This window comes from Mesorhizobium sp. 43Arga (assembly GCF_053714255.1).
In genome coordinates this window covers 1-22,570 of the sequence record NZ_JBSKBO010000007.1, presented here as the reverse complement: position 1 = coordinate 22,570, position 22,570 = coordinate 1, and the positions used below count along the sequence as shown (strand labels likewise).

Sequence of the window (22,570 nt, the reverse complement as noted above, 5' to 3'; positions counted from 1 at the left end):
CGACGCTCATGCCGGCTCATCCATCAGATGCAGGTGCTCGCGGTTGAAGGTGAGCATCACCGCTTCGCCTTCGGCAGGCAGCGCCGTGCCCGCCGGCACCACGGCGTGCAGCTTCAATCCGTCGGCATCGAGCGCCAGCCTGGTGGTGGCGCCGAGATAGTTGGTCGAGATCAGGCGGGCGGCGACGCCTTCGCCGCTTGCGGCGCGGCTGACGCGAATGGATTCAGGGCGCAGACTCCCCCAACGATGCTGGCCGGAATAACGCTGGACGAAATCCGGCGGCAGCACGTTGGAGGAGCCGACGAAATCGGCGACGAAGCGGGTTCTCGGTCGCTGATAAATATCCTCCGGCGTGCCGATCTGCATGATCCTGCCATCGTTGAAGACGGCTACGCGGTCGGCCATCGACAGCGCTTCGCCCTGGTCATGGGTGACGAAGACGAAGGTGATGCCGAGCGCCTTCTGCAGCGATTTCAGTTCCTCCTGCATGTTCTCGCGCAGTTTCAGGTCGAGCGCGCCGAGCGGTTCGTCAAGCAGCAGCACCTTGGGCTGGTTGACCAGAGCGCGGGCGAGCGCGACGCGCTGGCGCTGGCCGCCGGAAAGCTGGCCGGGGCGACGGGCGCCATAGCCTGGCAGCCGCACCAGCGACAGGGCTTCCTCGGCAGCCTTGTGCCGTCCGGCCTTGCCGACGCCCTTGACCATCAACCCGTAGGCGACGTTATCCAGCACATTGAGATGCGGGAACAGCGCGTAGTCCTGAAAGACGGTGTTGACGTTGCGGCGATAGGGCGGCACGCCCTCGGCGCGCTCGCCGAAGATCGAGATCGAACCCGAAGTCGGCTGCTCGAAGCCGGCGATGAGGCGCAGGCATGTCGTCTTGCCGGACCCTGACGGCCCGAGCATGGCGAAGAACTCGCCCGGCACAATGTCGAGATCGACCGCGTCGACGGCGCGAACGCTGCCGAAATGGCGCGAGACTTTCTGGAAGGAGACGGCTGATGTCATGGGCTGTCAGTCTGTTGCCGGTTTGTCTTTGGTCCAGATGGCTCTTGCCGCCCGATTGGCGCGACGCGGCAGTTCACCTCCCCCTCGATGGGGGAGGTCGCGGCGAAGCCGCGGGTGGGGTGATGGCGCGGACCTGCCGGGCAGCGCCCACCCCGACGCTGCGCGTCGACCCTCCCCACAAGGGGGAGGTAAGGGAAATCACCGTCCGCCGATGACGCCGATATAGTCCGACACCCAGCGGTAGTAAGGCACGCACTGGTCGTTCTGGGTGGCGCATTTCGAGACCGGCGTCTTCCAGAACTTGATCTTGTCGAAATTGTCGTAGCCGTTGGTCTTGCAGCCTTCATCGGTCAAGAGCTCGTTGCCCTTGCAGGCGGCGGGCACCACGGGGAGCGATCCGAACCAGGCCGAGACATCGCCCTGCACTTTCGGCGACAGCGAATGTTCGAGCCACATATAGGCGCAGTTTGGATGCGCAGCGTCGGCTTCCATCATGGTGGTGTCGGCCCAGCCGGTGACGCCTTCTTCCGGCACGGTCGAGGCAACCGGCTTCTTGGCGGCGACCAGCGTGTTGACCTGATACGGCCATGAACCGGAGGCGACGACGCCTTCATTCTGGAAATCGTCGACCTGGATGGCGGCGTCATGCCAGTAGCGACCGACCAGCGTGCGCTGGACACGCAGCAGTTCAAGCGCCGCCTTGTACTGGTCCTCGTTGAGTTCGTAGGGATCCTTGATGCCGAGTTCCGGCTTGTGGAACATCAGATAGTTGGCGGCATCGGCGATGTGGATCGGGCCGTCATAGGCCTGGACGCGGCCCTTGTTAGACTTGCCGTCCGGCAGCTTCATCTCCTCGAAGACGACGTTCCAGCTCTTCGGCGCTTCCTTGAACACCTCCGTGTTATACATCAGGATGTTCGGTCCCCACTGATAGGGGACGCCGTAATGCACCTTATCGACGGTGAACCAGGGGGCGTCCTTCAGCCGGTCGTCGACCGTCTTCCAACTTGGGATGAGATCGGTGTTGATCGGCTGCACGCGCTTGCCGGCGACGAGGCGCAGCGAGGCATCGCCGGAAGCCGTGACAAGGTCGAAGCCACCCTCGTTCATCAGCGAGACCATCTCATCCGACGTGTTGGCCGTCTTGACGTTGACCTTGCAGCCGCTCTCCTTCTCGAAGGCGGTGACCCAGTCATAGCCCTTGTCGGTCTCACCGCGCTCGATATAGCCGGGCCAGGCAACGATGTTGACCTGGCCCTCGCCCTTGCCGAGTTCCTTGACCTGGGCGATGGCCTGACCGGAGAAGGTCAGCGCGACCGTCAGCGCCGTGCATGACTTCAGGAATGAATTCATCATCGATCTCCCATTTTGGCGCATGGCCCCAAAACCGCTCCGGTTTTCGCCAGATCACGCGCGGACTGAAAACGTATCAGTTCGTCCTGTGGACCTGATGCCGCTCTGCTGGCGGCTTGGGTCCCTGAAACCGAAGGTGCTTGGAAAATTCCGGTTTCGCAAATTCATTTATCAGAAAGACGATATCGGTTTTTCCGATAGATTGGTACTCCCCAATCAGAGGCGCTGGCGGACCGTCCGCTGCGACTGGGCAAGCCCGATGAAGTCGCGCGCCGCCTGCGGCAGGCCGGAGCCGCGCCGCCAGACCATGCCAACCTGCACCACCGGCAAGGAGCCCGAAATATCGCGCGATTCGATGCGGTCGCCTTCGAGCGACCATGGCCGGTAGACAAGGTCGGGCAGCAGCGCCACGCCGGCGCCGGTGGCGACCAGGCTGCGCACCGCTTCCACCGAACGGGTGCGGAAGGCAACATGCGGCTTGGCGCCGATCGCCGCCAGCAGTTTTCCCGTGTTCTCCTCGATCTCGTCGACGGTGAGCATGATCAGCGGCTCGCCGGCGATATCGCCAATGCTGATGATGTCGGCGCCGACGAGCGAATGGCCAAGCGGCAGCCACAGGCGGTAGGCCGAGACTTCGAGGATTTCCGACTGCAGCGCCGTGCGGTCGCGCAAATTGGAGGTCACCATCACGGCGATATCCAGCTTGCCGCCGATCAAGAGATGTTCGAGATAGTCGCCATTATCCTCGATGGCCGAGACCTCGACGCCCGGATAGGCGCGGCGGTAGCGGGCAAGCAGATCCGACAGCACATAGCCGGCGACCAGCGAGGTGACGCCAAGCTGCAGCCGGCCGCCCACTGCCGCCTGTTCGCCGGAGAAAGAGCGGCGCGCATCGGAGACGTCGGCCAGGATCTTGGTCGCGTGGCGCAGGAATTGATGCCCCTTGTGGGTGATGTTGAGGCCGCGCGGATGGCGCTCGAACAGTTCGACGCCGAGATCGCTTTCGAGCTCCTTGATCGCTTCGGTGACAGACGATTGCGAGATGGAGAGGTTCTGTGCGGCACCCGACACCGTGCCTTGTTCGGCGACGGCGATGAAGAACTGCAACTGGCGGATGGTGAAGGCCATGGCCGGACTAAACACCGGCGGCCGAGCGAAGGAAAGCCGACGGCGGAACTTATCCCATGACCGGAGGCTGGTGCTCAGCCGAGCGCCAGCCTGATGCGCCGCCGCCATGCAGGGCCATAGCGCAATGCAAGCATAAAGACCGTCTCCAGCGCCACGACAATGACGATGATGCGCAAGCCCACCGTGAAGGAATCCTGGCCACTGCCGCGCAAGAGATAGCCGGTCAGGAGGAAGCCTGCATTCCAGATTGTGGCGCCCAGCAGGGTCGCCATCGCGAAGGGCAGCGCCGGCAGACCAAGCGCGCCCGCCGCGATCGGCAGATAGTTGCGCACCGTCGGGATGAACTGCGCCAGCACCGACACCCGTACATGATTGCGGCGATAGGCCTGGCCAAGCTTGCGGTAGGTTGCCGGGCGCAGGAAGACATATCTGCCGACCCGTTCGATCAGCCGGTCGGCACGGTCGAATCCGATCCGGCGGCCAACGCCATACCAGACAAGGCAGCCGGCGAAGGAGGCCAGCGTCGTCACCGCCAGCAGGATCGCCAGCATTGAACTATCCGGCGCCGCCGTCATGCCGAGGAACAGCAGCAGCACATGCGAGGGCGGAACCGGCAATATCTTCTCGGTGAAGGCGAGGCAGAAGACGCCGAACAGGCCGAAGCCGAGAATGGCAGACAACGGACCCGTCATGCGAAGCGCCAGTCATAGGTCCCGAGGGTCTTGATCCTGGCGACGCGATAGACCGTCGCCGGCGGGAAATTGCGAAAGGTATGGCCGACCCGCGTGACCTCGAGATCGAGCCGGTCGAGCAGCGACTGATCGAACGGGCAGCGCCGGCCGAGCGTGAACTGGTAGAGCGCCCCGCCCGGGCGAAGGTTCGCGAAAACACCTTCGAGAATGGCAAGCGTCTTGCGCGGCGAAATCAGGCGGAAGGGCAACCCGCTGACGGCGGCGCCAGCCATCGGCCCGGGGAACAGCGACAGGTGTCGCAGGCCGACGGCATCCATCTCGAAAATCCGGGCGGCGGGAAAGCGGCGCATGAGGAGTGCCGCAAAATCCGGATCGGATTCGATTAGCGTCAAATCCTCCTCCCGCACCCCGCGCGACAACAGCGCCCGTGTGAATGGGCCAGTTCCTGGGCCAAGCTCCAGCACGGGACCCGTCTCGGGGCCGATGTCGCGGGTCATCAAGGAGGCCAGGCTGGAACTGGACGGCGTGACGGAACCGATCCTGAACGGCGCAACGGTCCACGCCATGAGAAAAGACAGGGCATCATGTGCAGGCATAACCAACCTCGATCCGGACTGCAGCGCGGCACCAGTTTGGCGCGGCCGCTTGATTTCGTTTCGGCGTCGGACCCGAACCTGTTGCATGTTCGGGCCCGACGCCTTGACGCCGGCATGGGCGGTTCCAGCCGACTGGCGCTGTTTGCGGTGACTGGATTGCATAGACATTGCGCAATAGGGCGGGTGCAAAGAAAGGACTTGCCGGCCCCGGTCCATTCCGCTTTGCCATGTCTGCGCAATGTTGGCGCGGTAGCGCCCGATGCGATGTGCTCGTTGCGGGGGAGTGTGGATGCGTATTTTGCTGGTCGAAGACGAGCCCGAAATGGTCTCGGCGCTGCGTGCCGCGCTGAAGCGCCACGACATGGTGGTCGATCACGCCTGCACATTGCTTGAGGCGGAAGGCTTCGTTGCCGTCGACAGCTACGACGCCATCCTGCTCGACCGCCAGTTGCCGGACGGCGACGGGCTGTCGCTGGTGCCGAGATTGCGCTCGGCGAAGAACACCACGCCGGTTTTGGTGCTGACGGCCAGGGGCGACACGTCCGACAAGGTCGATGGGCTGGACATGGGTGCGGACGACTATCTGGCAAAGCCGTTCGCCTTCGAGGAATTGCTGGCCCGCTTGCGCGCATTGCTCAGGCGGCCGGCGCCGATGCAGTCGCAATTCATCCGCGCCGGCCATCTGGTGCTCGATGTCGGACATCGCGAGGCGGCAATCCGTGGCGAGCCGCTCAGCCTGCCGCGCCGCGAACTCCTGGTGCTGGAGGCGCTGATGCGGCGCACCGGCCGCATGGTGCAGCGCGAGGCGCTGATGGAAGCGGTGTTCGGACTCGACGACGAGATCCAGTCCAATGCGCTCGACACCCATGTCTCACGCTTGCGCCGCAAACTCGCCGACGCCGATGCCGGGGTGACGATCAACGGCATTCGCGGCGTCGGCTATCTGCTGCGCGAAACGACGTGAGCCTCAAGCGATGAGCCTCAAAGGCCCGCGTTCACTCAAATGGAGCCTGGTGCTGCGCATCGCCTTGCTGCAATGCGCGATGCTGACGCTGATCATCGTCGGCATTCTCGGCGCGTTGCTCGCCACCGGCCTCATTCCGCACGACTATGAGGACGGCACGATGGACGTGCTGGCGGATGCCATGGCGCGCGATGCGGGCGGCAAGCTTATGCTGCGCGAGACCTCGGATCTGACGAAGCTGCGATCCGAAGTACCCGACCTCTGGTTCATCATCCGCGACAAGCAAGGGCAGCGGTTGCAGGAAGGCACGGTGCCGGCCATCTTCCAGCCCTTCGCCGGACTGCTGGACACGATCAGCGACGCGCGTATCGACAATTCCATCGGCGAAAGCGCGCCGCCGGATGCAAAGATCCGCTGGACCGAAACGGGCGCGGGCAACGTCCAGATCTTCACCGGCACCAAGGGCGGGCTTTCGCTGCTGCGCCTGCTGGGACAGGCGCCGCAATTCTTCCTGCAAGGGATATTGCCGCTCGCCGGGCTGATGGCGCTGGCCACGCTGTTCGCGACGCCCTGGGTGGTGCGCGGCGCGCTGTCGGGTCTTGGCCATGCGGCCGCCGAGGCCGCGCGCATCGACATCGACCAGCGCGGCGTGCAGCTGCCGCTGAAGGACGTGCCAAAGGAGGTCACGCCGCTGGTCAAGGCGGTGAACGCGGCCCTGGCGCGCCTGGACAAGGGCTATGAGCGCCACAAGCGCTTCCTGACCGACGCCGCCCACGAGCTCCGGACACCGGTCGCCATCCTCAACACGCGCCTGGCCTCGCTGCCGGCGACACCGGAGCGGGCACGGCTGCTGCAGGACGCGGCGCGGCTGTCGACGCTGACCGACCAGTTGCTCGACCTGCAACGCCTCGACCGGCAGACCTCGCCTTTCGAGAAAGTCGATCTCGTGGCGATCGCGCGCGGCGTCATCGTCGATCTCGCGCCGATGGCGTTTTCGGCCGGATACGAGATGTCGTTCGAGCCGGAACGGGAAACGGTTTTCGCCAACGGCGACCGCACCGCGATCGAGCGCGCGGTGACCAACATCGTCCAGAACGCCGTCGAGCATGGCGGCCGCGCCGGCAAGATCACCGTCAGCGTCTCAGCGCCGGCCGTCATCGAGGTGCGGGACGAAGGCGACGGTGTACCGCCAGCCGAGCGCGAACGGATCTTCGAGCCCTTCTACCGGCTGCGCCCGCAGGATCACGGCGCCGGGCTCGGACTCAACCTGGTGCAGGAAATCATGCAACTGCATGGCGGGCGTATCGATATCCTCGACGGCCAGCCGAGCGGCGCCTGCTTCCGGATGAGTTTTCGCGCTGTGCCCGCCTAAAGCGAGCCGTCTGAACCCGTCCAGGCACGACGCGCGTCAGGCCGACGTGCGCGACCACCAATCGCTGGTCTTCAGTTAAAATCCGGCTTCGCCGCCGGCAATGCTGAGCCGGGCGCCGGCCTGCGCCAGTGCCGCGGCGATGTCGTGCGGCGGCGAACGGTCGGTGGCGAGTTCGGAAAAGCCGTCGAAGCCGCAGACCTGGACAAGGCCCTGACGGCCGAATTTGGTGTGGTCGGTGATGACGAGCGAGCGTTGGCCGCGCGATAGCACCATGCGGGCGAATTCGGCCTCTTCCAGATCATAGTCCATGACACCCGTCACCGCGTCGACGGCGCCGGTGGAGATGACGGCATGGCTGACCGAGAAGCGGCTGACGAACTCGATGGCCGAAGTGCCGAACGCGGCACCTGAATCGCTGCGCAATTCGCCGCCGGCCATATAGACCTTGTTGCCGTTGATGGTGGCCAGCGTGCGGGCGATGTCGGACGAGTTGGTGACGACCGTCAGGCGCCGGTGGCCGAGCAGTTCCCGGGCCAGGAACGAGGTCGTGGTGCCGGTGTCGAGCATGACCGATTCGCCGTCGCGGATGGTCGCGGCAACCATGCGGGCAATGATGCGCTTGGCATCGGCATTCTCGCGCATGCGCCGTTCGAACGGCGCTTCGCCGACCATCGACGGCAGGCCGATGGCGCCGTGCATCTTCAGAACCGAACCGTCGCTGGTGAGTGGCTTGACGTCGCGACGCACGGTTTCCAATGAAACACCCAGCCGATCGGCCAGGCTGGCGATGGTGACGGTTCCTTCTTCCTGCAGCAGCCGCAGGATCTCGCCATGGCGTTTTGAATGGACCATTGGTTTACCGGCTTTCGTCTTTTGGCCGGTTTTAAGGTAATTCAAGCACTTTTAAAGGTATCATCCCGTGCTTTCGGGCAAAACACCCAAAAAAAGTCACATCTTTTTGTTGACAACCGGGCAACCCTGGCGTGAAATTCAGGCATTAGCAGGGGTTAGGAGCTGCAACGGGAGGGCGATGGCAGACCCGCAACTCACTGGCCAGGCGGTCTTGAACGCGTCTGGCGCAAGGAATTTTCAGATCCGCGGGGGCGGATGCCGGGATCAAAATCCTGGCCAAGGGGCTCGTCGGTGCGGTGCGGGATACCGATCCTGGCGTCCCGCACCGACGAGATTATTTGCGTTTCTCCCCGCTCTCGTCGCGCTGTCGATGGCGCCTTGTCGAAGCCCAGCAAACCAGGCCAGCGAACCAGGGATGATCCCGTGATTGCCGAAGATCGCATCCGCGCCCTGCCGTGCTGGACCGGCGCCATCGAGATCGCCCCCCTGCCTGGCGGCCTGAGCAACGCCAATTATGTGGTCAGCGACGCTGCCGGACGGCATGTCGTGCGCTTCGGCCAGGACTATCCCTTCCACCATGTCTTCCGCGAGCGCGAGGTGATGACCGCGCGGGCAGCCCATGCCGCCGGCTTCGCGCCTGCCGTGCACTATTCCGAGCCCGGCATCCTGGTGACGCAGTTTCTCGGCGCCAGAACCTTCCTCGCCGAAGACGTGCGCGCCAATCTCGGCCGTGTGGCGGCTCTGCTGCGATCCTTCCATCGCGAGATGCCGAACCATGTCTCCGGCGCCGGCTTCATGTTCTGGGTGTTCCACGTCATCCGCGACTATGCGCGCACGCTCGAGGAAGGCAACAGCCGCAAGCGCAGCGACTTGCCGCGCCTGCTGACGCTGGCTGACGAGCTGGAGCGGGCGCAGAAACTGCTGCCGATCGTCTTCGGCCACAACGATCTTTTGCCCGCTAATATTCTCGATGACGGCAACAGGCTGTGGCTGATCGATTTCGAATATGCCGGCTTCAACACGGCAATGTTCGATCTTGCCGGCGTCGCCTCGAATGCCGGCATGAGCGACGCGGAATCCTTCGCCTTCCTGACCGCCTATTTCATGAAGGAACCGGACGAAGCGATCCGCCGCTCGCACGCCGCCATGCAATGCGCCTCGCTGCTGCGCGAGGCGATGTGGAGCATGGTGTCGGAACTCTATCTCGACGCGCCCGGCATCGACTACGTCGCCTACACCGAGGAAAATCTGGTGCGGCTCGACGCGGCGCTGGAAAACTACCGGACAAAATACGGGATCCTGAAATCATGACATTGCCCAGCCATGCCGCCATCGTCGTCATCGGCGGCGGCATCATCGGCTGCTCGACGGCCTATCATCTGGCGCGCGACCACAAGGCCGACGTCGTGCTGCTCGAACAGGGCAAGCTGACCTCGGGCTCGACCTGGCACGCCGCCGGCCTGGTCGGGCAATTGCGCTCGTCTGCCTCGATCACCCGCGTGCTCAAATACTCGGTCGACCTCTACAAGGAGCTGGAGGCCGAAACCGGCCTTGCCACCGGCTGGAAAATGACCGGCTGCCTGCGGCTCGCCACCAATGCCGACCGCTGGACCGAGTACAAAAGGCTGGCGACGACGGCGAAGAGTTTTGGCATGGACATGCATCTTTTGTCCCCGGCCGAGGTCAAGGCGATGTGGCCGCTGATGGAAACCGGCGATCTCGTCGGCGCCTCCTGGCTGCCGACCGACGGCCAGGCCAGCCCCTCCGACATCACGCAGTCGCTGGCCAAGGGCGCGCGGATGCATGGCGCCAGGCTCTATGAGAACGTCCGTGTCACCGGCTTCGAGATCAAGGGCGGCCGCATCATGGCCGTGAAGACCGATCAAGGCGACATCGCCTGCGACAAGGTGGTAAACTGCGGGGGACAATGGGCGCGGCAGGTCGGCGCCATGGCCGGCATCAATGTGCCGCTGCAGCCGGTGAAGCACCAATACATCATCACCGAGAAGATCGATGGCCTAGCGACGGACGCGCCGACGCTGCGCGACCCCGACCGGCGCACCTATTTCAAGGAAGAGGTCGGCGGGCTGGTGATGGGCGGCTATGAGCCGAACCCGCAGGCATGGACGACCGATCTCCCCGGCGGCGACGTGCCCAATGACTGGGAATTCCGGCTGTTCGACGACGACTACGACCATTTCGAGCAGCATATGAGCCAGGCGATCGCGCGTGTGCCGGCGCTGGAGACCGTCGGCGTCAAGCAGATGATCAACGGGCCGGAGAGCTTCACGCCGGACGGCAATTTCATCCTCGGCACTGCACCGGAATGCGCCAACATGTTCGTCGGCGCTGGCTTCAACGCGTTCGGCATCGCCTCTGGCGGCGGCGCCGGCTGGGTGCTGGCGCAGTGGGTTGTCGACGGCGAGGCGCCGCTCGACCTGTGGGTGGTCGACATCAGACGCTTTTCCAACCTGCACCGCGACCGGCAATGGGTGCGCGAGCGCACGCTGGAGGCTTACGGCAAGCATTACACGATCGGCTTTCCGCATGAGGAATATGCCAGCGGCCGGCCGCGCATCGTCTCGCCGCTTTACGACAGGCTGAAGCAGCAGCGCGCCGTGTTCGGCTCGAAGCTCGGCTGGGAGCGGCCGAACTGGTTCGCGCCGCAGGGCGTCGAGCCGCGTGACATCTATTCCATGGGCCGGCAGAACTGGTTTTCGGCGGTCGGGGACGAGCACCGGCATGTGCGCGAGAACGTCGGCATCTTCGACCAGTCATCCTTCGCCAAATACGAATTGAGCGGACCCGACGCGGCCAAGGCGCTTGACTGGATCTGCGCCAACGACGTCAGCAAGCCGGTGGGAAGGCTGACCTATACGCAGCTTCTCAACACGCGCGGCGGCATCGAGGCCGACCTGACCGTGGCACGGCTGGCCGAGGAGAAGTTCTACATCGTCACCGGCACCGGTTTCCGTACGCATGATGCCTCGTGGATTAGCGACCATATAGGCGCGGGCCTCGATGCCAGACTGACCGATGTCACCGAGGATTTTGGCACGCTGTCGCTGATGGGACCACGGGCTCGCGACGTGCTCTGCGCGGTGACCGATGCGGATGTGTCGAATGCTTCGTTCCCGTTCGGCCATGTGCGCGAGATCGCCATCGCCGGTCACACAGTTCGGGCGCTGCGTGTCACCTATGTCGGCGAACTCGGCTGGGAACTGCATGTGCCGATCGCGGCGACAGGCGAAGTCTTCGACGCGCTGATGGCGGCCGGGAAGGCGCACGGCATCCGCCCGGTCGGCTACCGGGCGCTGGAATCGCTGCGGCTGGAAAAGGGCTACCGCGCCTGGGGTGCCGACATCACACCCAACGACACGCCGCAGGAAGCCGGGCTCGGCTGGGCGGTCAAGCTCAGGAAGAACACCGATTTCGTCGGACGGCGCGCGCTCGAGACGGTTTTCGGCGCGCCGCTGAAGAAGCGCTTTGCCGGCTTCACAGTCGACAGTCCTGAAATCGTGCTGCTCGGACGCGAGACCATCCTGCGCAATGGCGAGCCGGTCGGCTATCTGACCAGCGGCGGCTATGGCTACACGGTAGGCAAGAACATCGGCTACGGCTATGTGCGCAACGCCGAGGGCGTGAGCGACGATTTCCTCGCCTCGGGCGACTACGAACTGGTGGTCGCGATGGAGCGGACGCCGGCCAGAATCCATCTCGAGCCGATGTTCGACCCGACAGCGGAAAGGGTAAAGGCCTAGTTCACGCGCAGAGCGAGACCGCGGCTGGGCACGGTGTCGGCCTCGCCCGGCATCGAGACGTAAGGGCGCGTTTCCTCGGCACGGGTGACGACGCCTTGTGCTTCGAGTTCAGCGATGCGTGCGGCAAAACCCTGATCCCACAGCGTGTTCTTGACCGTCAGCACGATGATCCCGCCGGGCTGGCAGATGCGGATCAGCTCATCCAACCCTTCGACGCCGACGTGGCCTGAAGTGAAGACACCGGCGGAGACGATCCCGGCATAGGCATTGTCGGCAAAGGGCAGCGTGTCGCCGAGCGCGAGGCAATGCAGCGCGGAATAGACACCCTTGCGGGCGGCCTGGTCCAGCATGCCTTGCGAGATGTCCAACGCCTCGACTTCAGGATAGCCGGCAATATCGAGCCATTCGCCGATGAGCCCGGTGCCCGCGCCGGCATCGAGCAACGGCGCCGCGCCGCGCGGCAAATGGCGGGTCAGCAGAGCCAGACAGATCGTCGGATGACGATAACCGGCAGCCGACATGTCGGCGTCATAGGTCTGCGACCAGCGATCATAGAGTGCGGCCACCTCTTCCGGGCGCTTGGCTGCGTAGGCCGCGCTGAGCGCGCCTTGATGTTTTTTGTCCGCCACTTTTATCCTGTCCACCAATCCATGGGTCTCGCGGGGATGATAGCCAAACGGCGAAAATTGTGGAACCGTTGCGGCGAGAAATTACGGCGTGGGGGCGCAGGCATGATGACAGGCGAGGCGCGGGCAAAGCTGGCCGCCATTCCCATGCTGGCCGGCTATACCGGGCCGCTGGAGCGGCTTGGCGGCCTTACCAATCTCGTGTTCAGAGCCGGCGATCTCTGCCTGCGCATTCCAGGCAAAGGCACCGAGGAATATATCAACCGCGCCAACGAAGCGGTGGCCGCGCGCGAAGCGGCAAAGGCTGATGTCAGTCCCGAGGTGCTGCATGTCGATCTCGCCACCGGGGTCATGGTGACGCGCTACATCGCCGGCGCGCAGACGATGTCGCCGGAAAAATTCAAGACACGACCGGGCAGTCCCGCCCGGGCCGGCGAAGCCTTCCGCAAGCTGCACGCGTCCGGTGCGGTGTTCCCCTTCCGCTTCGAACTGTTTTCGATGATCGACGACTATCTCAAGGTGCTGTCGACCAAGGACGTCACCCTGCCTGCCGGCTATCACGACGTGGTGCGCGAGGCCGGCAGCGTGCGCCTGGCCCTTGCCGCTCATCCGCTCCCCCTTGTCGCCTGCCATTGCGATCCGCTGTGCGAGAACTTCCTCGATACGGGCGAGCGGATGTGGATCGTCGACTGGGAATATTCGGGGATGAACGACCCGCTCTGGGATCTCGGCGACCTCAGCGTGGAAGGCAAGTTCGATGCGGACCAGGACGAAGAGCTGATGCGCGCCTATTTCGGCGGAGAGGCGAGGCCGGCGGAGCGCGGCCGCGTTGTCATCTACAAGGCCATGTGCGATCTGCTCTGGACGCTGTGGGGGCTGATCCAGCTTGCCAACGACAATCCCGTCGACGATTTCCGTGCCTATGCCGACAGCCGCTTCGCCCGCTGCAAGGCGTTGATGGAGACGCCGGAGTTTTCACGGCACCTGGCGGCCGTGCGTATAGGTTAGAGCAATTCCAGTAACTCTACATGAGAGCGGCTCCAGAGCTCCAGAGATCCTGCACAACGCTCAAATTCTTGTTGCCGCGTCTACCTGAAAACCCGCTCTATTTCACCCAACGTCACTGTGTCGTCAGACTTTTTGCAATACCAAATGATCAGCGCGATGGTGCCGATGGGGAACAGTCCTGCAAGGAGTTGATGCCAGCCGCTTCTGTTGATGTCATGCAGCCGGCGGGTGGTCATGGCTAATGTCGGCAGAAGAACGGCAAGATTCCAAATCGATGAGATGATTTCGTTCTTCACAATGGCATCGACTATGACGAGAACGACGCCAACAATGAAAATGAAGAGGTACGAATACCAGAATTCCGAGCGGCTGGCCCTGCCAGAAAAATTCGCATAATTTCGAAAGAAGCTTGAAACGGCTTCACCGAAACTCATCGAAGGCGGCATTTCTCCAAACCGATTCGCACCGGCTGGCGCTGCTCTTAAAACAAACACCAGCGGCAAGCCGATCAGGATCAAAACGATCAGCCAATGCCACATGGAAAAACTGCCCATTGTCGCCCCCTCTATCGTAGTTTTCTTGAGATGCTGATTCTTGCCTCTCCCAAGCAAGAATCAATCCCGTATTGTGCTCAAAAGGCAACGTACACGGCAAAATATCGATGTAAATACCGGGTGTTTTGACCGGAAACTCCAACAATTCCGGGTGATAGCCTTCGGCCGCTAGACGCGGAGCTTCGAAACGGCGGCGTGTGACGTGCTGTATGCTTTGTTAGGCCGCAATCGCGGACGGAAAGCCGTTTCACACTTTCTGGAGCCGCGTCAATTGACGCCCTTCGGCACGTTTTCGGGCGGAACAGTCGTGTCGACCACCTTTTGGCGGTGGAAAATGAACAGGCCGGCCAGCACGATGATGCCTGAGCCGATCAGGATGCGCGGACTGGGAACGTCGCCAAAGAACACCAGCCCGAACACCACGGCCCATAGGAGCAGCGTGTAGTGCAGCGGCGCCAGTGTCGAGGCCGGGGCCAGCTTGAGCGCCCGCGTGATCATCAGATGGGCGCTGCAGGAAACGATGCCGAGCAGCAGCATGGCGCCGAAATCGGGCGCCGAGGGCGTCTGCCAGGCGCCGATCGCCAGCACGCCGCCGACCAGCAGCGTGCCGATCGTCTGCCATGTCACCAGATTGGTGTCGCTGGTGCCGCGCAGCCGCCGGTTGAGGATGATGGCGAAGGCAAAGGCTATGCTGCCGGCGAGCGCGAAGCTCGACGATAGCGAGAACGCGGCCGAGGAGGGCTTCAGCATGATCACCACGCCGCAGAAGCCGAGCAGGATGGCCACCCAACGGCGCCAGCCGACCTTTTCGCCGAGCAGCAGGTGCGAGAGCGCCGCGACATAGATCGGCCCCGCCATGTAGAAACTCATGACGTCGGCAAGCGGCAGATAGACGACCGCGGCATAGAAGAGCGCGGTGTCGAGCGTGGTCATGACGACACGCAAGATCTGCAGTTCAGGGCGTTCCATGCGAAACAGCTTGGCGGTGCCCTGATGCGCGATCATCGGCCCGAGCACGAAGAAGGCGCCGATGGAGCGGATCAGCACCACCTGGCCGACGGAGAAACTGGCGACCAGCCATTTGCCCATCGCATCGTTCAGCGCAAACAGGAAGTCGCCGGCCAGCATCAGAAGAATGCCGGCCAGAAGCACGTTCCTGATCGTGGAACTCTGCGCAACGGGTTGCGTCATGCCGATCCCGATTCCTCCCTCGCTTAGGTCGCGTCGTAGACGCAAGCGGCGGCTTTGACGAGAAGAATCCGAGAAAACGCGAGACCAGAACCGGGAATCGGCTGGGCCTACGTGGCTTTGTGCCTGCGGTTGACCAGTGCCGGCCTGCCCGGGATGGAAAGCCTTGTATCCTGCCGCGTCCGTTCCGCCACCACCTTGCCCCGGGCGATGACGCAAATGCGCTCGGCGCGCAGGCGCAGGGCCTCGATCGGATTGCCGGCATCGAGGACGACGAGGCTGGCGCGCTTGCCTATGGCGAGGCCGAGATGGTCCAGACCCATGATGGCGGCGTTGACGTTGGTGACCATGTCGAAGCACCGCGCCATGTCGGCCGGGCTCGACATCTGCGCGACGTGCAGGCCCATGAAGGCGACGTCGAGCATGTCGGCGGTGCCCAGCGAATACCAGGGGTCGAGCACGCAATCCTGGCCCCAGCCGACACGGATGCCCAGAGCCTGCATCTCCTTGACCCGGGTCAGGCCGCGGCGCTTCGGGAAGGTGTCGTGGCGGCCCTGCAGCATGATGTTGATCAGCGGATTGGGGATAGCGGAAACGCCGGCCTCGGCGATCAGCGGCAGAAGCTTCGAGACATAGTAATTGTCCATCGAATGCATGGAGGTAAGGTGCGAGCCGGCCACTCTGCCCTGCAGGCCGAGGCGTTGCGTTTCATAGGCCAGTTGCTCGATGTGGCGCGACAGCGGGTCGTCGGTCTCGTCGCAGTGCAGGTCGACCATCAGGCCGCGTTTGGCCGCGATCTCGCAAAGCTCGGTCACCGAGCGCGTGCCGTCGGCCATGCTGCGCTCGAAATGCGGAATGCCGCCGACGATATCGACGCCCATGTCCAGCGCTCGGATGGTGTTCTCACGCGCCTTCGGCGAGCGGTAGAAACCGTCCTGCGGAAAGGCCACGAGCTGCAGGTCGATATTGGGCGCGATCGTTTTCTTGACGTCGAGCAAGGCCTCGACCGCCAGCAGCCTGTCGTCGCAGACGTCGACATGGGTGCGGATGGCGAGCAGGCCCATCGATACCGCCCAGTCGCAATAGGCTAGCGCGCGGTCGCGCACTGCTTCATGCGTCAAAAGCGGCTTCAGCTCACCCCATAGCGCAATGCCTTCCAGCAGCGTGCCCGAGGCGTTGATGCGCGGAATGCCATAGGACAGCGTGGCATCCATGTGGAAATGCGGATCGACAAAGGGTGGCGAGACCAGATTCCCGCTGGCATCGACCTCGGTGCGGGCGGAACCCTGCAATTTGGGCTCGATCGCGGCGATCGTCTCGCCGCTGATGCCGATATCGGCAATCCGGCCATCCGGCAGCGTGCCGCCACGAACGATAAGGTCGAAATCCATCTGTTGTCATCTCGCCTGAAGAATCACTTTGCCATCGTGTCCCAAAAGACAGCATGACGCAGCGGTTTCTTTGCAGAAGCCGCCAATGGTTCCATCCGGCGACAACTCCCTCTATAAGCCGCCTTCGTCATTCCGCTTCAAGGATCAGCCTTTGTTTCGTTTCTTCCGCTCGACGGAAAACCAGCGCCTCGTCGCAAGGCTGGTCAAGGAATCGTTCCGGGAGCATATGTTCGGATATGGCGCGGCGATTCTGTCGATGCTGGTGGTGGCCGGCATGACCGCCGCCAGCGCCTGGATCCTGCGCGAAATCACCAATGAATTCGTGATCGACAAGCGGGTCGACCGCGTCAACATGATTGCCGCGGCGGTCGCCGGGATCTTCATCCTCAAGGGCCTCGCCAATTTCGTCCAGGCCTATTTCATGAGCCGGGTCGGCAATGCCATCATCGCCGACCGGCAGCGCAAGATCTACGACCGCATCCTGGCGCAAGGCATCGAATTCTACCATTCGACCTCGTCATCCGACCTGATCACCCGCATGACCAACAATGCCCAGGCGGCACGCAACGTGCTCGACCTGATCGTCACCTCCTATGTGCGCGATCTGGTGACCCTGCTTGCCTTGATTGGTGTCATGGTCTGGCAGCAACCAGTGCTGTCGCTGATCTGCTTCGTCGCCGGGCCTGTGGCCATCTATGGCGTCAACCGCATCCTGAAACGCGTGCGCAAGTTCGCCGCCATGGAGTTCCGCTCGGTTGGCCAGATCATTCAGGTGATGCAGGAAACCGCTGTCGGTGTGCGCGTGGTCAAATCCTTCAACCTCGAAAGCCTGATGCGCAAGCGCATGTACAAGGCGGTGGCGGACGTCGAGGATCGGGCCAACAACATTGCCGCGCTGGAAGCGGTGACCAGCCCGGTGATGGAGACGCTGGCCGGGCTGGCGATCGCCGGTGCCGTCATGGTCAGCGGCCTCCTGGTTCTGCAGGGTGGCCAGATGCCTGGCAACATCATGGCGTTCATCGCGGCGCTGCTGCTCGCCTATGAGCCGGCAAAGCGCCTCGCGCGCGTGCGCATCTCACTGGAAAGCGGCATTGTCGGCGTGCGCATGATGTTCCAGCTCGCCGACGAGCCGCTGACACTGGCCGAGACGCCCGATGCAAAGCCGCTTCGGGCCGGACCGGGCGAGATCCGGTTCGACGCCGTCAGCTTCGCCTACCAGAACGGGCCGCCAGTGCTCGACCGGTTCGACCTGACCCTTGAAGCGGGCAAGATGACGGCGCTGGTCGGGCCGTCCGGCGGCGGCAAGTCGACGATCCTGAACCTGATCATGCGCATGTATGACCCGAACAGCGGCAAGGTGCTGCTCGACGGCCAGGATATTTCCCATGCGACGCTTGCTTCGCTGCGGAAAAAGATCGCCTATGTCAGCCAGGACACGTTCCTGTTTGCCGGCACCATCATGCACAATATCCGGCTTGGGCGGCAGGACGCGACCGACAACGAGGTGATTGCCGCGGCCAAGGCCGCCAACGCGCATGACTTCATCATGGCGCAGGCGAAGGGCTACGAGACCGATGTCGGCGAGAATGGCGGCCTCTTGTCCGGCGGCCAGCGCCAACGCATCTCGATCGCGCGCGCCATGCTGCGCAATGCCGAAATCCTGCTTCTGGACGAGGCGACCAGCGCGCTCGACGCTGAATCCGAGGCGCTGTTCCGCGACGCGCTGCAGCAGCTGACCGAAGGACGCACGACGATCGTCATCGCGCACCGCCTGTCGACCGTGCACCAGGCCGACACGATCGTGGTGCTGGAGGGCGGCCAGGTGGTGGAGAGCGGGCCGCATCGTGCCCTGCTCACGCAGGGCGGGCTTTACCAGAAGCTCTATGAATATCAGCTGATGCCATAGCGGAGTTCGATTATGCGCGGTGCTCGACTCGTGTCCTTGCTACGATGCGTTTTGTTCGGCACCTTTCCCGTACAAACTCCGGCCATGGCTATCGACTACGACAAGGCGCATATGCTCGACGCGGAGAACCTAGCTGAGCAAGGGATAGCAAAGGCATACTATGAGATTTTACCAGAGCTTCGACAGTATCTGAAAAACCCGATCGCGATCGAGGAGAGCATCGACGCGTACGCGACCCGATATGTAGTGCGGGCAGCCGCCCAAGAATTCGTGATATATGCCCCAGATGTGCCGCATAGCGAGCGCAAAAGTTGGGGCACCGCCACCTACGTATTCTTCAAAATCATCAACGACCAACTCGCCAGTTCGGACGTGCGGTTCTTTGCGCTTAATGGCGGAAACGATCTCTTCGGCATCTTCTTGACACCGTCGCAGGCGGAGGATGCAAAGCGACTGCTGCCAACCCGAGCGGATTGGCCCTATCTTCCCAATGCGGAATGGCCTTGGTACGGCCAGTATCACTAGCCTCGGCAGGTCACTCCGGCACGTGCCGCACCGCGCCCTTGTCGGCGCTGGTGGCGAAGGCGGCGTAGGCGCGCAATGCGGTCGTCACCTTCCGCTTGCGCTTTTCCTCCGGCTTCCAGGCCAGGGCGCCCTTGGCTTCCATCGCCGCGCGGCGGCTGTCGAGTTCGGCGTCGCTGACGGCGAGGCGAATGGTGCGGTTGGGGATATCGATCTCGATCGTGTCGCCCTCCTGCACCAATCCGATCGTGCCGCCTTCGGCGGCTTCCGGCGACGCATGGCCGATCGACAGGCCCGACGTGCCGCCGGAGAAGCGGCCATCGGTGACCAGTGCGCAGGCCTTGCCGAGCCCCTTCGACTTCAGATAGCTGGTCGGATAGAGCATTTCCTGCATGCCGGGGCCGCCGCGCGGCCCCTCATAGCGGATGACGACGACATCGCCGGCCTTGATCTCGTTGGAGAGGATTGCCTTGACCGAAGCATCCTGGCTTTCGAATACCCGCGCCGGGCCGGTGAACTTCAGGATCGACTCGTCGACGCCGGCCGTCTTCACGATGCAGCCGTCAAGCGCCAGATTGCCTTTCAGCACGGCAAGACCGCCATCTTTCGAGAATGGCGTTTCCGCCGAACGGATGACACCCTTTTCACGATCGAGATCGAGCTCGTCCCAGCGGCGGTCCTGGCTGAAGGCGACCTGTGTCGGCACGCCACCGGGAGCGGCGAGGAAGAAGTCGCGGACGTTCTGGCTGGAGGTGCGGGAAATATCCCAATGGTCGAGCGCCTCGCCGAGGCTGGCGGTGTGCACCGTCGGCAGGTCGCGGTTGACCAGGCCGGCATTGTCGAGCTGGCCGAGGATGGCCATGATGCCGCCGGCACGGTGGACGTCTTCCATGTGGACGTCGGACTTTGCCGGCGCCACCTTGCACAGCACCGGAACCCGCCGCGACAGCCGATCGATGTCCTCCATGGTGAAGTCGACCTCGCCCTCATGGGCGGCGGCCAGGATGTGCAGCACGGTGTTGGTCGAGCCGCCCATGGCGATGTCGAGCGTCATGGCGTTCTCGAAGGCGCCCTTCGAAGCGATGCTGCGCGGCAGTGCGGTTTCGTCATCCTGTTCGTAATAGCGCTGGGCGAGGTCGACGACGAGATGGCCGGCCTCGACGAACAGCCGCTTGCGGTCGGCATGCGTCGCCAATGTCGAGCCGTTGCCCGGCAGCGACAGGCCCAGCGCCTCGGTCAGGCAGTTCATGGAATTGGCGGTGAACATGCCCGAGCAGGAGCCGCAGGTCGGACAGGCCGAGCGCTCGATGACCTTGACGTCCTCGTCGGAGATCTTGTCGTCGGCGGCCGCGACCATCGCGTCGACCAGGTCGAGCGCCTGCGTCTTGCCGGCCAGCACCACCTTGCCGGCTTCCATCGGCCCGCCGGAAACGAACACGGTCGGGATGTTGAGGCGCAGCGAGGCCATCAGCATGCCGGGGGTGATCTTGTCGCAATTGGAGATGCAGACCATGGCGTCGGCGCAGTGGGCATTGACCATGTATTCGACGGAATCGGCGATCAGCTCGCGCGACGGCAGCGAATAGAGCATGCCGTCATGGCCCATGGCGATGCCGTCGTCGACGGCGATGGTGTTGAACTCCTTGGCGACGCCCCCGGCTTTCTCGATCTCGCGCGCCACCAGCTGGCCGAGATCCTTCAAATGGACATGGCCCGGCACGAACTGGGTGAAGGAGTTTACCACGGCGATGATCGGCTTGCCGAAATCCGAATCCTTCATGCCGGTGGCGCGCCAAAGGCCGCGGGCGCCGGCCATGTTGCGGCCATGGGTGGTGGTGCGGGAGCGATAGGCAGGCATGTTTTTTCCTTGGTGGCTGGCCGCAGCCGAGGAAGAGCGCGGCGGAGCTGAATCTGGATCGCAGGCGTTATAGACGCCATAGGTTGGTCTGGCCACAATTTTGCAATGCGCCACGAAATCCGGATGGACGTTGACGAGCGGTGCTCGCTTGTATATAGCCAATCAGGTATATACCCTTTTGGCTATGGACATCCGATGAACCAACTGGACGCCACTTTTGCCGCACTCGCCGATCCGACGCGCCGCGCCATCCTGGCCCGGCTCATCCAGGGCGAAGCATCCGTGATGGAACTCGCCGAGCCCTTCGCGATGAGCCAGCCCTCGATTTCCAAGCACCTCAAAGTGCTGGGAAACGCCGGGCTGATTTCGCGTGGCCGCGACGCGCAGCGCCGGCCGTGCCGCCTCGAAGCAAAACCGCTGGCAGAGGCCAATGACTGGCTGGAGCGTTATCGAAAGATCTGGGAAGGCAACTTCCAGCGCCTCGACGCGTTGCTCGGCGCGATGAAGGCCGAGAAAGCCCCCGACAGTACCGACCAATAGCCCGAAAAAGATCGCTGCCTGTGTCGGATCACCGGCCTGCCGCACGTCCTTTGGCAAACATAAGGAGGACCATCATGAGCACCACAACCTTGCCCGGTTCGACCGTCGCCACGCTGACGGTGACCACGCCCAGCGACCGCGAGGTCCAGATCACCCGCATCTTCGATGCGTCGAGGCCGATGGTCTTCGACTGCTGGACGATACCCGAGTTGCTGAAGGGCTGGCTGCACGGCCCCGATGGCTGGCGGCTGGCGATCTGTGAAATCGACCTCAGGGTTGGCGGCGCCACGCGCTACGTCTGGCAGCATCGCGATGGCCGAAGCATGGGCATGAGCGGCGCCTATCGCGAAATCGTGCGTCCAGCCAGGATCGTCGCCACCGAACTGTTCGACGAGGACTGGACCGGTGGCGAAACCGTGGGGACCGTGGTCTTCACCGAACAGGCTGGAAAAACGCTGCTGACGCAGACGGTGCTCTACGTCTCGCAAGCGGCCCGCGACGGCGCGCTCGGCACCGGCATGACCCGCGGCATGGCCGAGAGCTATGCCCAGCTCGACGCCTACCTTGCTTCCCTGCAGGCCGCCGCCAAGGGCGCCGCCTGACCCTTCCTTCATCCCCAAGAGAAAATGAGGAGAAAGACCATGCAGAAGATCACCACCTTCCTGTGGTTCGACGGCCAGGCCGAACAGGCGATGAACCACTACATGTCGATCTTCAAGAATTCGAAGGAGCTGAGTGTGACTCGTTGGCCCAAGGGCCACGCTGATGAGGGCAAGGTTCTGGTGGCCTCGTTCGAACTCGACGGTGTCCCGTTCCTGGCGCTCAATGGCGGACCACAATACAAGTTCACCGAGGCGATCTCCCTGTCCATCGACTGCAAGACGCAGGCAGAAGTCGATCATTTCTGGACCAGGCTTACGGAGGATGGCGGCGAACCAGGACCCTGTGGCTGGCTGAAGGACAAATTCGGCGTTTCCTGGCAGGTCGTGCCGGAACAGCTGCCGCGCCTGCTGCAGGATCCCGACCGGGCCAAGGCCGGCCGGGCGATGAATGCGATGATGCAGATGGGCAAGATCGACATCGCCAAGATCGAAGAGGCGGCCAGAGGCTGAGAGTTGCGTGATCTTCCTTCTCCCCCTTGTGGGCAGGGGAATCGCATATGACGATTTTGCGCTTGAAGTTGATTTGAGAAGGGATTCTTTGGGAAGGCAGTCCACTGAGGAGTGACTGCCATTTCCAGCCTTGAGAGCTATT

21 protein-coding genes are annotated in these 22,570 nt (G+C 63.3%); 10 read left to right on the top strand and 11 right to left on the bottom strand.

Annotation, left to right across the window (positions count from 1 at the left end; genetic code table 11):
• Positions 1-6 precede the first annotated feature (6 nt).
• The 5 genes from ACWGS8_RS23045 to ACWGS8_RS23025 all read right to left on the bottom strand — a co-directional run bounded on the left by ACWGS8_RS23045 (position 7) and on the right by ACWGS8_RS23025 (position 4,990).
• Positions 7-1,005, bottom strand: coding sequence for an ABC transporter ATP-binding protein (locus ACWGS8_RS23045; protein ID WP_454583072.1), 999 nt, complete (start codon positions 1,003-1,005; stop codon positions 7-9).
• A gap of 198 nt (positions 1,006-1,203) precedes the next feature.
• Positions 1,204-2,358, bottom strand: coding sequence for an ABC transporter substrate-binding protein (locus tag ACWGS8_RS23040; protein ID WP_032933996.1), 1,155 nt, complete (start codon positions 2,356-2,358; stop codon positions 1,204-1,206).
• 216 nt (positions 2,359-2,574) lie between these two features.
• Positions 2,575-3,486: a LysR substrate-binding domain-containing protein gene (locus ACWGS8_RS23035; RefSeq protein ID WP_454583071.1), complete on the bottom strand. Its 912-nt coding sequence runs from the start codon at positions 3,484-3,486 to the stop codon at positions 2,575-2,577.
• 74 nt (positions 3,487-3,560) lie between these two features.
• Positions 3,561-4,178 (bottom strand): DedA family protein, encoded by a 618-nt coding sequence (locus tag ACWGS8_RS23030; protein WP_454583070.1) that lies wholly within the window; start codon positions 4,176-4,178, stop codon positions 3,561-3,563.
• Positions 4,175-4,990, bottom strand: coding sequence for a class I SAM-dependent methyltransferase (locus ACWGS8_RS23025; RefSeq protein WP_454583069.1), 816 nt, complete (start codon positions 4,988-4,990; stop codon positions 4,175-4,177). Before ACWGS8_RS23025 ends, ACWGS8_RS23030 begins: the two co-directional genes overlap by 4 nt.
• 73 nt (positions 4,991-5,063) lie before the next feature.
• On the opposite strand from ACWGS8_RS23025, the gene ACWGS8_RS23020 reads away from it, so the two are divergent.
• Both ACWGS8_RS23020 and ACWGS8_RS23015 read left to right on the top strand, forming a co-directional pair.
• Positions 5,064-5,738 carry a response regulator transcription factor gene (locus ACWGS8_RS23020; protein WP_454583068.1) on the top strand — a complete coding sequence of 225 codons (675 nt, stop codon included), beginning with the start codon at positions 5,064-5,066 and terminating at the stop codon, positions 5,736-5,738.
• A 10-nt stretch (positions 5,739-5,748) separates the two neighbouring features.
• Positions 5,749-7,110, top strand: a complete 1,362-nt coding sequence (locus ACWGS8_RS23015) for a sensor histidine kinase (protein ID WP_454583067.1) — start codon at positions 5,749-5,751, stop codon at positions 7,108-7,110.
• A 75-nt stretch (positions 7,111-7,185) separates the two neighbouring features.
• On the opposite strand, the gene ACWGS8_RS23010 is transcribed toward ACWGS8_RS23015, so the two are convergent.
• Entirely contained in the window at positions 7,186-7,962 is a 777-nt protein-coding gene (locus ACWGS8_RS23010; RefSeq protein WP_454583066.1) for a DeoR/GlpR family DNA-binding transcription regulator, read from the bottom strand.
• Between the two features lie 423 nt (positions 7,963-8,385).
• Here ACWGS8_RS23010 and ACWGS8_RS23005 point away from each other — a divergent pair, with 423 nt between their 5' ends.
• Entirely contained in the window at positions 8,386-9,273 is an 888-nt protein-coding gene (locus ACWGS8_RS23005; RefSeq protein ID WP_454583065.1) for a phosphotransferase, read from the top strand.
• Positions 9,270-11,723: a GcvT family protein gene (locus ACWGS8_RS23000; RefSeq protein ID WP_454583064.1), complete on the top strand. Its 2,454-nt coding sequence runs from the start codon at positions 9,270-9,272 to the stop codon at positions 11,721-11,723. The genes ACWGS8_RS23005 and ACWGS8_RS23000 overlap by 4 nt, the downstream gene beginning before the upstream one ends.
• Here the strand turns inward: ACWGS8_RS23000 and ACWGS8_RS22995 are convergent.
• Positions 11,720-12,352 carry a class I SAM-dependent DNA methyltransferase gene (locus ACWGS8_RS22995; protein ID WP_454583063.1) on the bottom strand — a complete coding sequence of 211 codons (633 nt, stop codon included), beginning with the start codon at positions 12,350-12,352 and terminating at the stop codon, positions 11,720-11,722. The genes ACWGS8_RS23000 and ACWGS8_RS22995 overlap by 4 nt on opposite strands.
• A gap of 102 nt (positions 12,353-12,454) precedes the next feature.
• Here ACWGS8_RS22995 and ACWGS8_RS22990 point away from each other — a divergent pair, with 102 nt between their 5' ends.
• On the top strand, positions 12,455-13,357 hold the full coding sequence (locus ACWGS8_RS22990; protein WP_454583062.1) for a phosphotransferase: 903 nt from the start codon (positions 12,455-12,457) through the stop codon (positions 13,355-13,357).
• A gap of 80 nt (positions 13,358-13,437) precedes the next feature.
• Here the strand turns inward: ACWGS8_RS22990 and ACWGS8_RS22985 are convergent, their stop codons facing one another.
• The 3 genes from ACWGS8_RS22985 to ACWGS8_RS22975 form a co-directional block, all read right to left on the bottom strand.
• Positions 13,438-13,911, bottom strand: a complete 474-nt coding sequence (locus ACWGS8_RS22985) for a DUF805 domain-containing protein (protein WP_454583061.1) — start codon at positions 13,909-13,911, stop codon at positions 13,438-13,440.
• 267 nt (positions 13,912-14,178) lie between these two features.
• Positions 14,179-15,102, bottom strand: coding sequence for a DMT family transporter (locus ACWGS8_RS22980; RefSeq protein ID WP_454583060.1), 924 nt, complete (start codon positions 15,100-15,102; stop codon positions 14,179-14,181).
• A gap of 107 nt (positions 15,103-15,209) precedes the next feature.
• Entirely contained in the window at positions 15,210-16,490 is a 1,281-nt protein-coding gene (locus tag ACWGS8_RS22975; protein WP_454583059.1) for an amidohydrolase family protein, read from the bottom strand.
• Positions 16,491-16,641: 151 nt separating this feature from the next.
• Between ACWGS8_RS22975 and ACWGS8_RS22970 the strand changes: the two genes are divergently transcribed.
• Both ACWGS8_RS22970 and ACWGS8_RS22965 read left to right on the top strand, forming a co-directional pair.
• Positions 16,642-18,396: an ABC transporter ATP-binding protein gene (locus tag ACWGS8_RS22970; protein ID WP_454583058.1), complete on the top strand. Its 1,755-nt coding sequence runs from the start codon at positions 16,642-16,644 to the stop codon at positions 18,394-18,396.
• 84 nt (positions 18,397-18,480) lie between these two features.
• Positions 18,481-18,921 carry a hypothetical protein gene (locus ACWGS8_RS22965; protein WP_454583057.1) on the top strand — a complete coding sequence of 147 codons (441 nt, stop codon included), beginning with the start codon at positions 18,481-18,483 and terminating at the stop codon, positions 18,919-18,921.
• A 10-nt stretch (positions 18,922-18,931) separates the two neighbouring features.
• On the opposite strand, the gene ilvD is transcribed toward ACWGS8_RS22965, so the two are convergent.
• Positions 18,932-20,776, bottom strand: a complete 1,845-nt coding sequence (gene ilvD / locus ACWGS8_RS22960) for a dihydroxy-acid dehydratase (protein WP_454583056.1) — start codon at positions 20,774-20,776, stop codon at positions 18,932-18,934.
• A gap of 195 nt (positions 20,777-20,971) precedes the next feature.
• On the opposite strand from ilvD, the gene ACWGS8_RS22955 reads away from it, so the two are divergent.
• From ACWGS8_RS22955 to ACWGS8_RS22945, 3 genes are all read left to right on the top strand, one after another.
• Positions 20,972-21,316 carry an ArsR/SmtB family transcription factor gene (locus tag ACWGS8_RS22955; RefSeq protein WP_454583330.1) on the top strand — a complete coding sequence of 115 codons (345 nt, stop codon included), beginning with the start codon at positions 20,972-20,974 and terminating at the stop codon, positions 21,314-21,316.
• A gap of 74 nt (positions 21,317-21,390) precedes the next feature.
• The gene (locus ACWGS8_RS22950; RefSeq protein WP_454583055.1) at positions 21,391-21,918 is read left to right on the top strand and encodes an SRPBCC family protein; all 528 of its coding nucleotides are present in this window, start codon (positions 21,391-21,393) and stop codon (positions 21,916-21,918) included.
• Between the two features lie 39 nt (positions 21,919-21,957).
• Positions 21,958-22,428 (top strand): VOC family protein, encoded by a 471-nt coding sequence (locus ACWGS8_RS22945; protein WP_454583054.1) that lies wholly within the window; start codon positions 21,958-21,960, stop codon positions 22,426-22,428.
• Positions 22,429-22,570 lie beyond the last annotated feature (142 nt).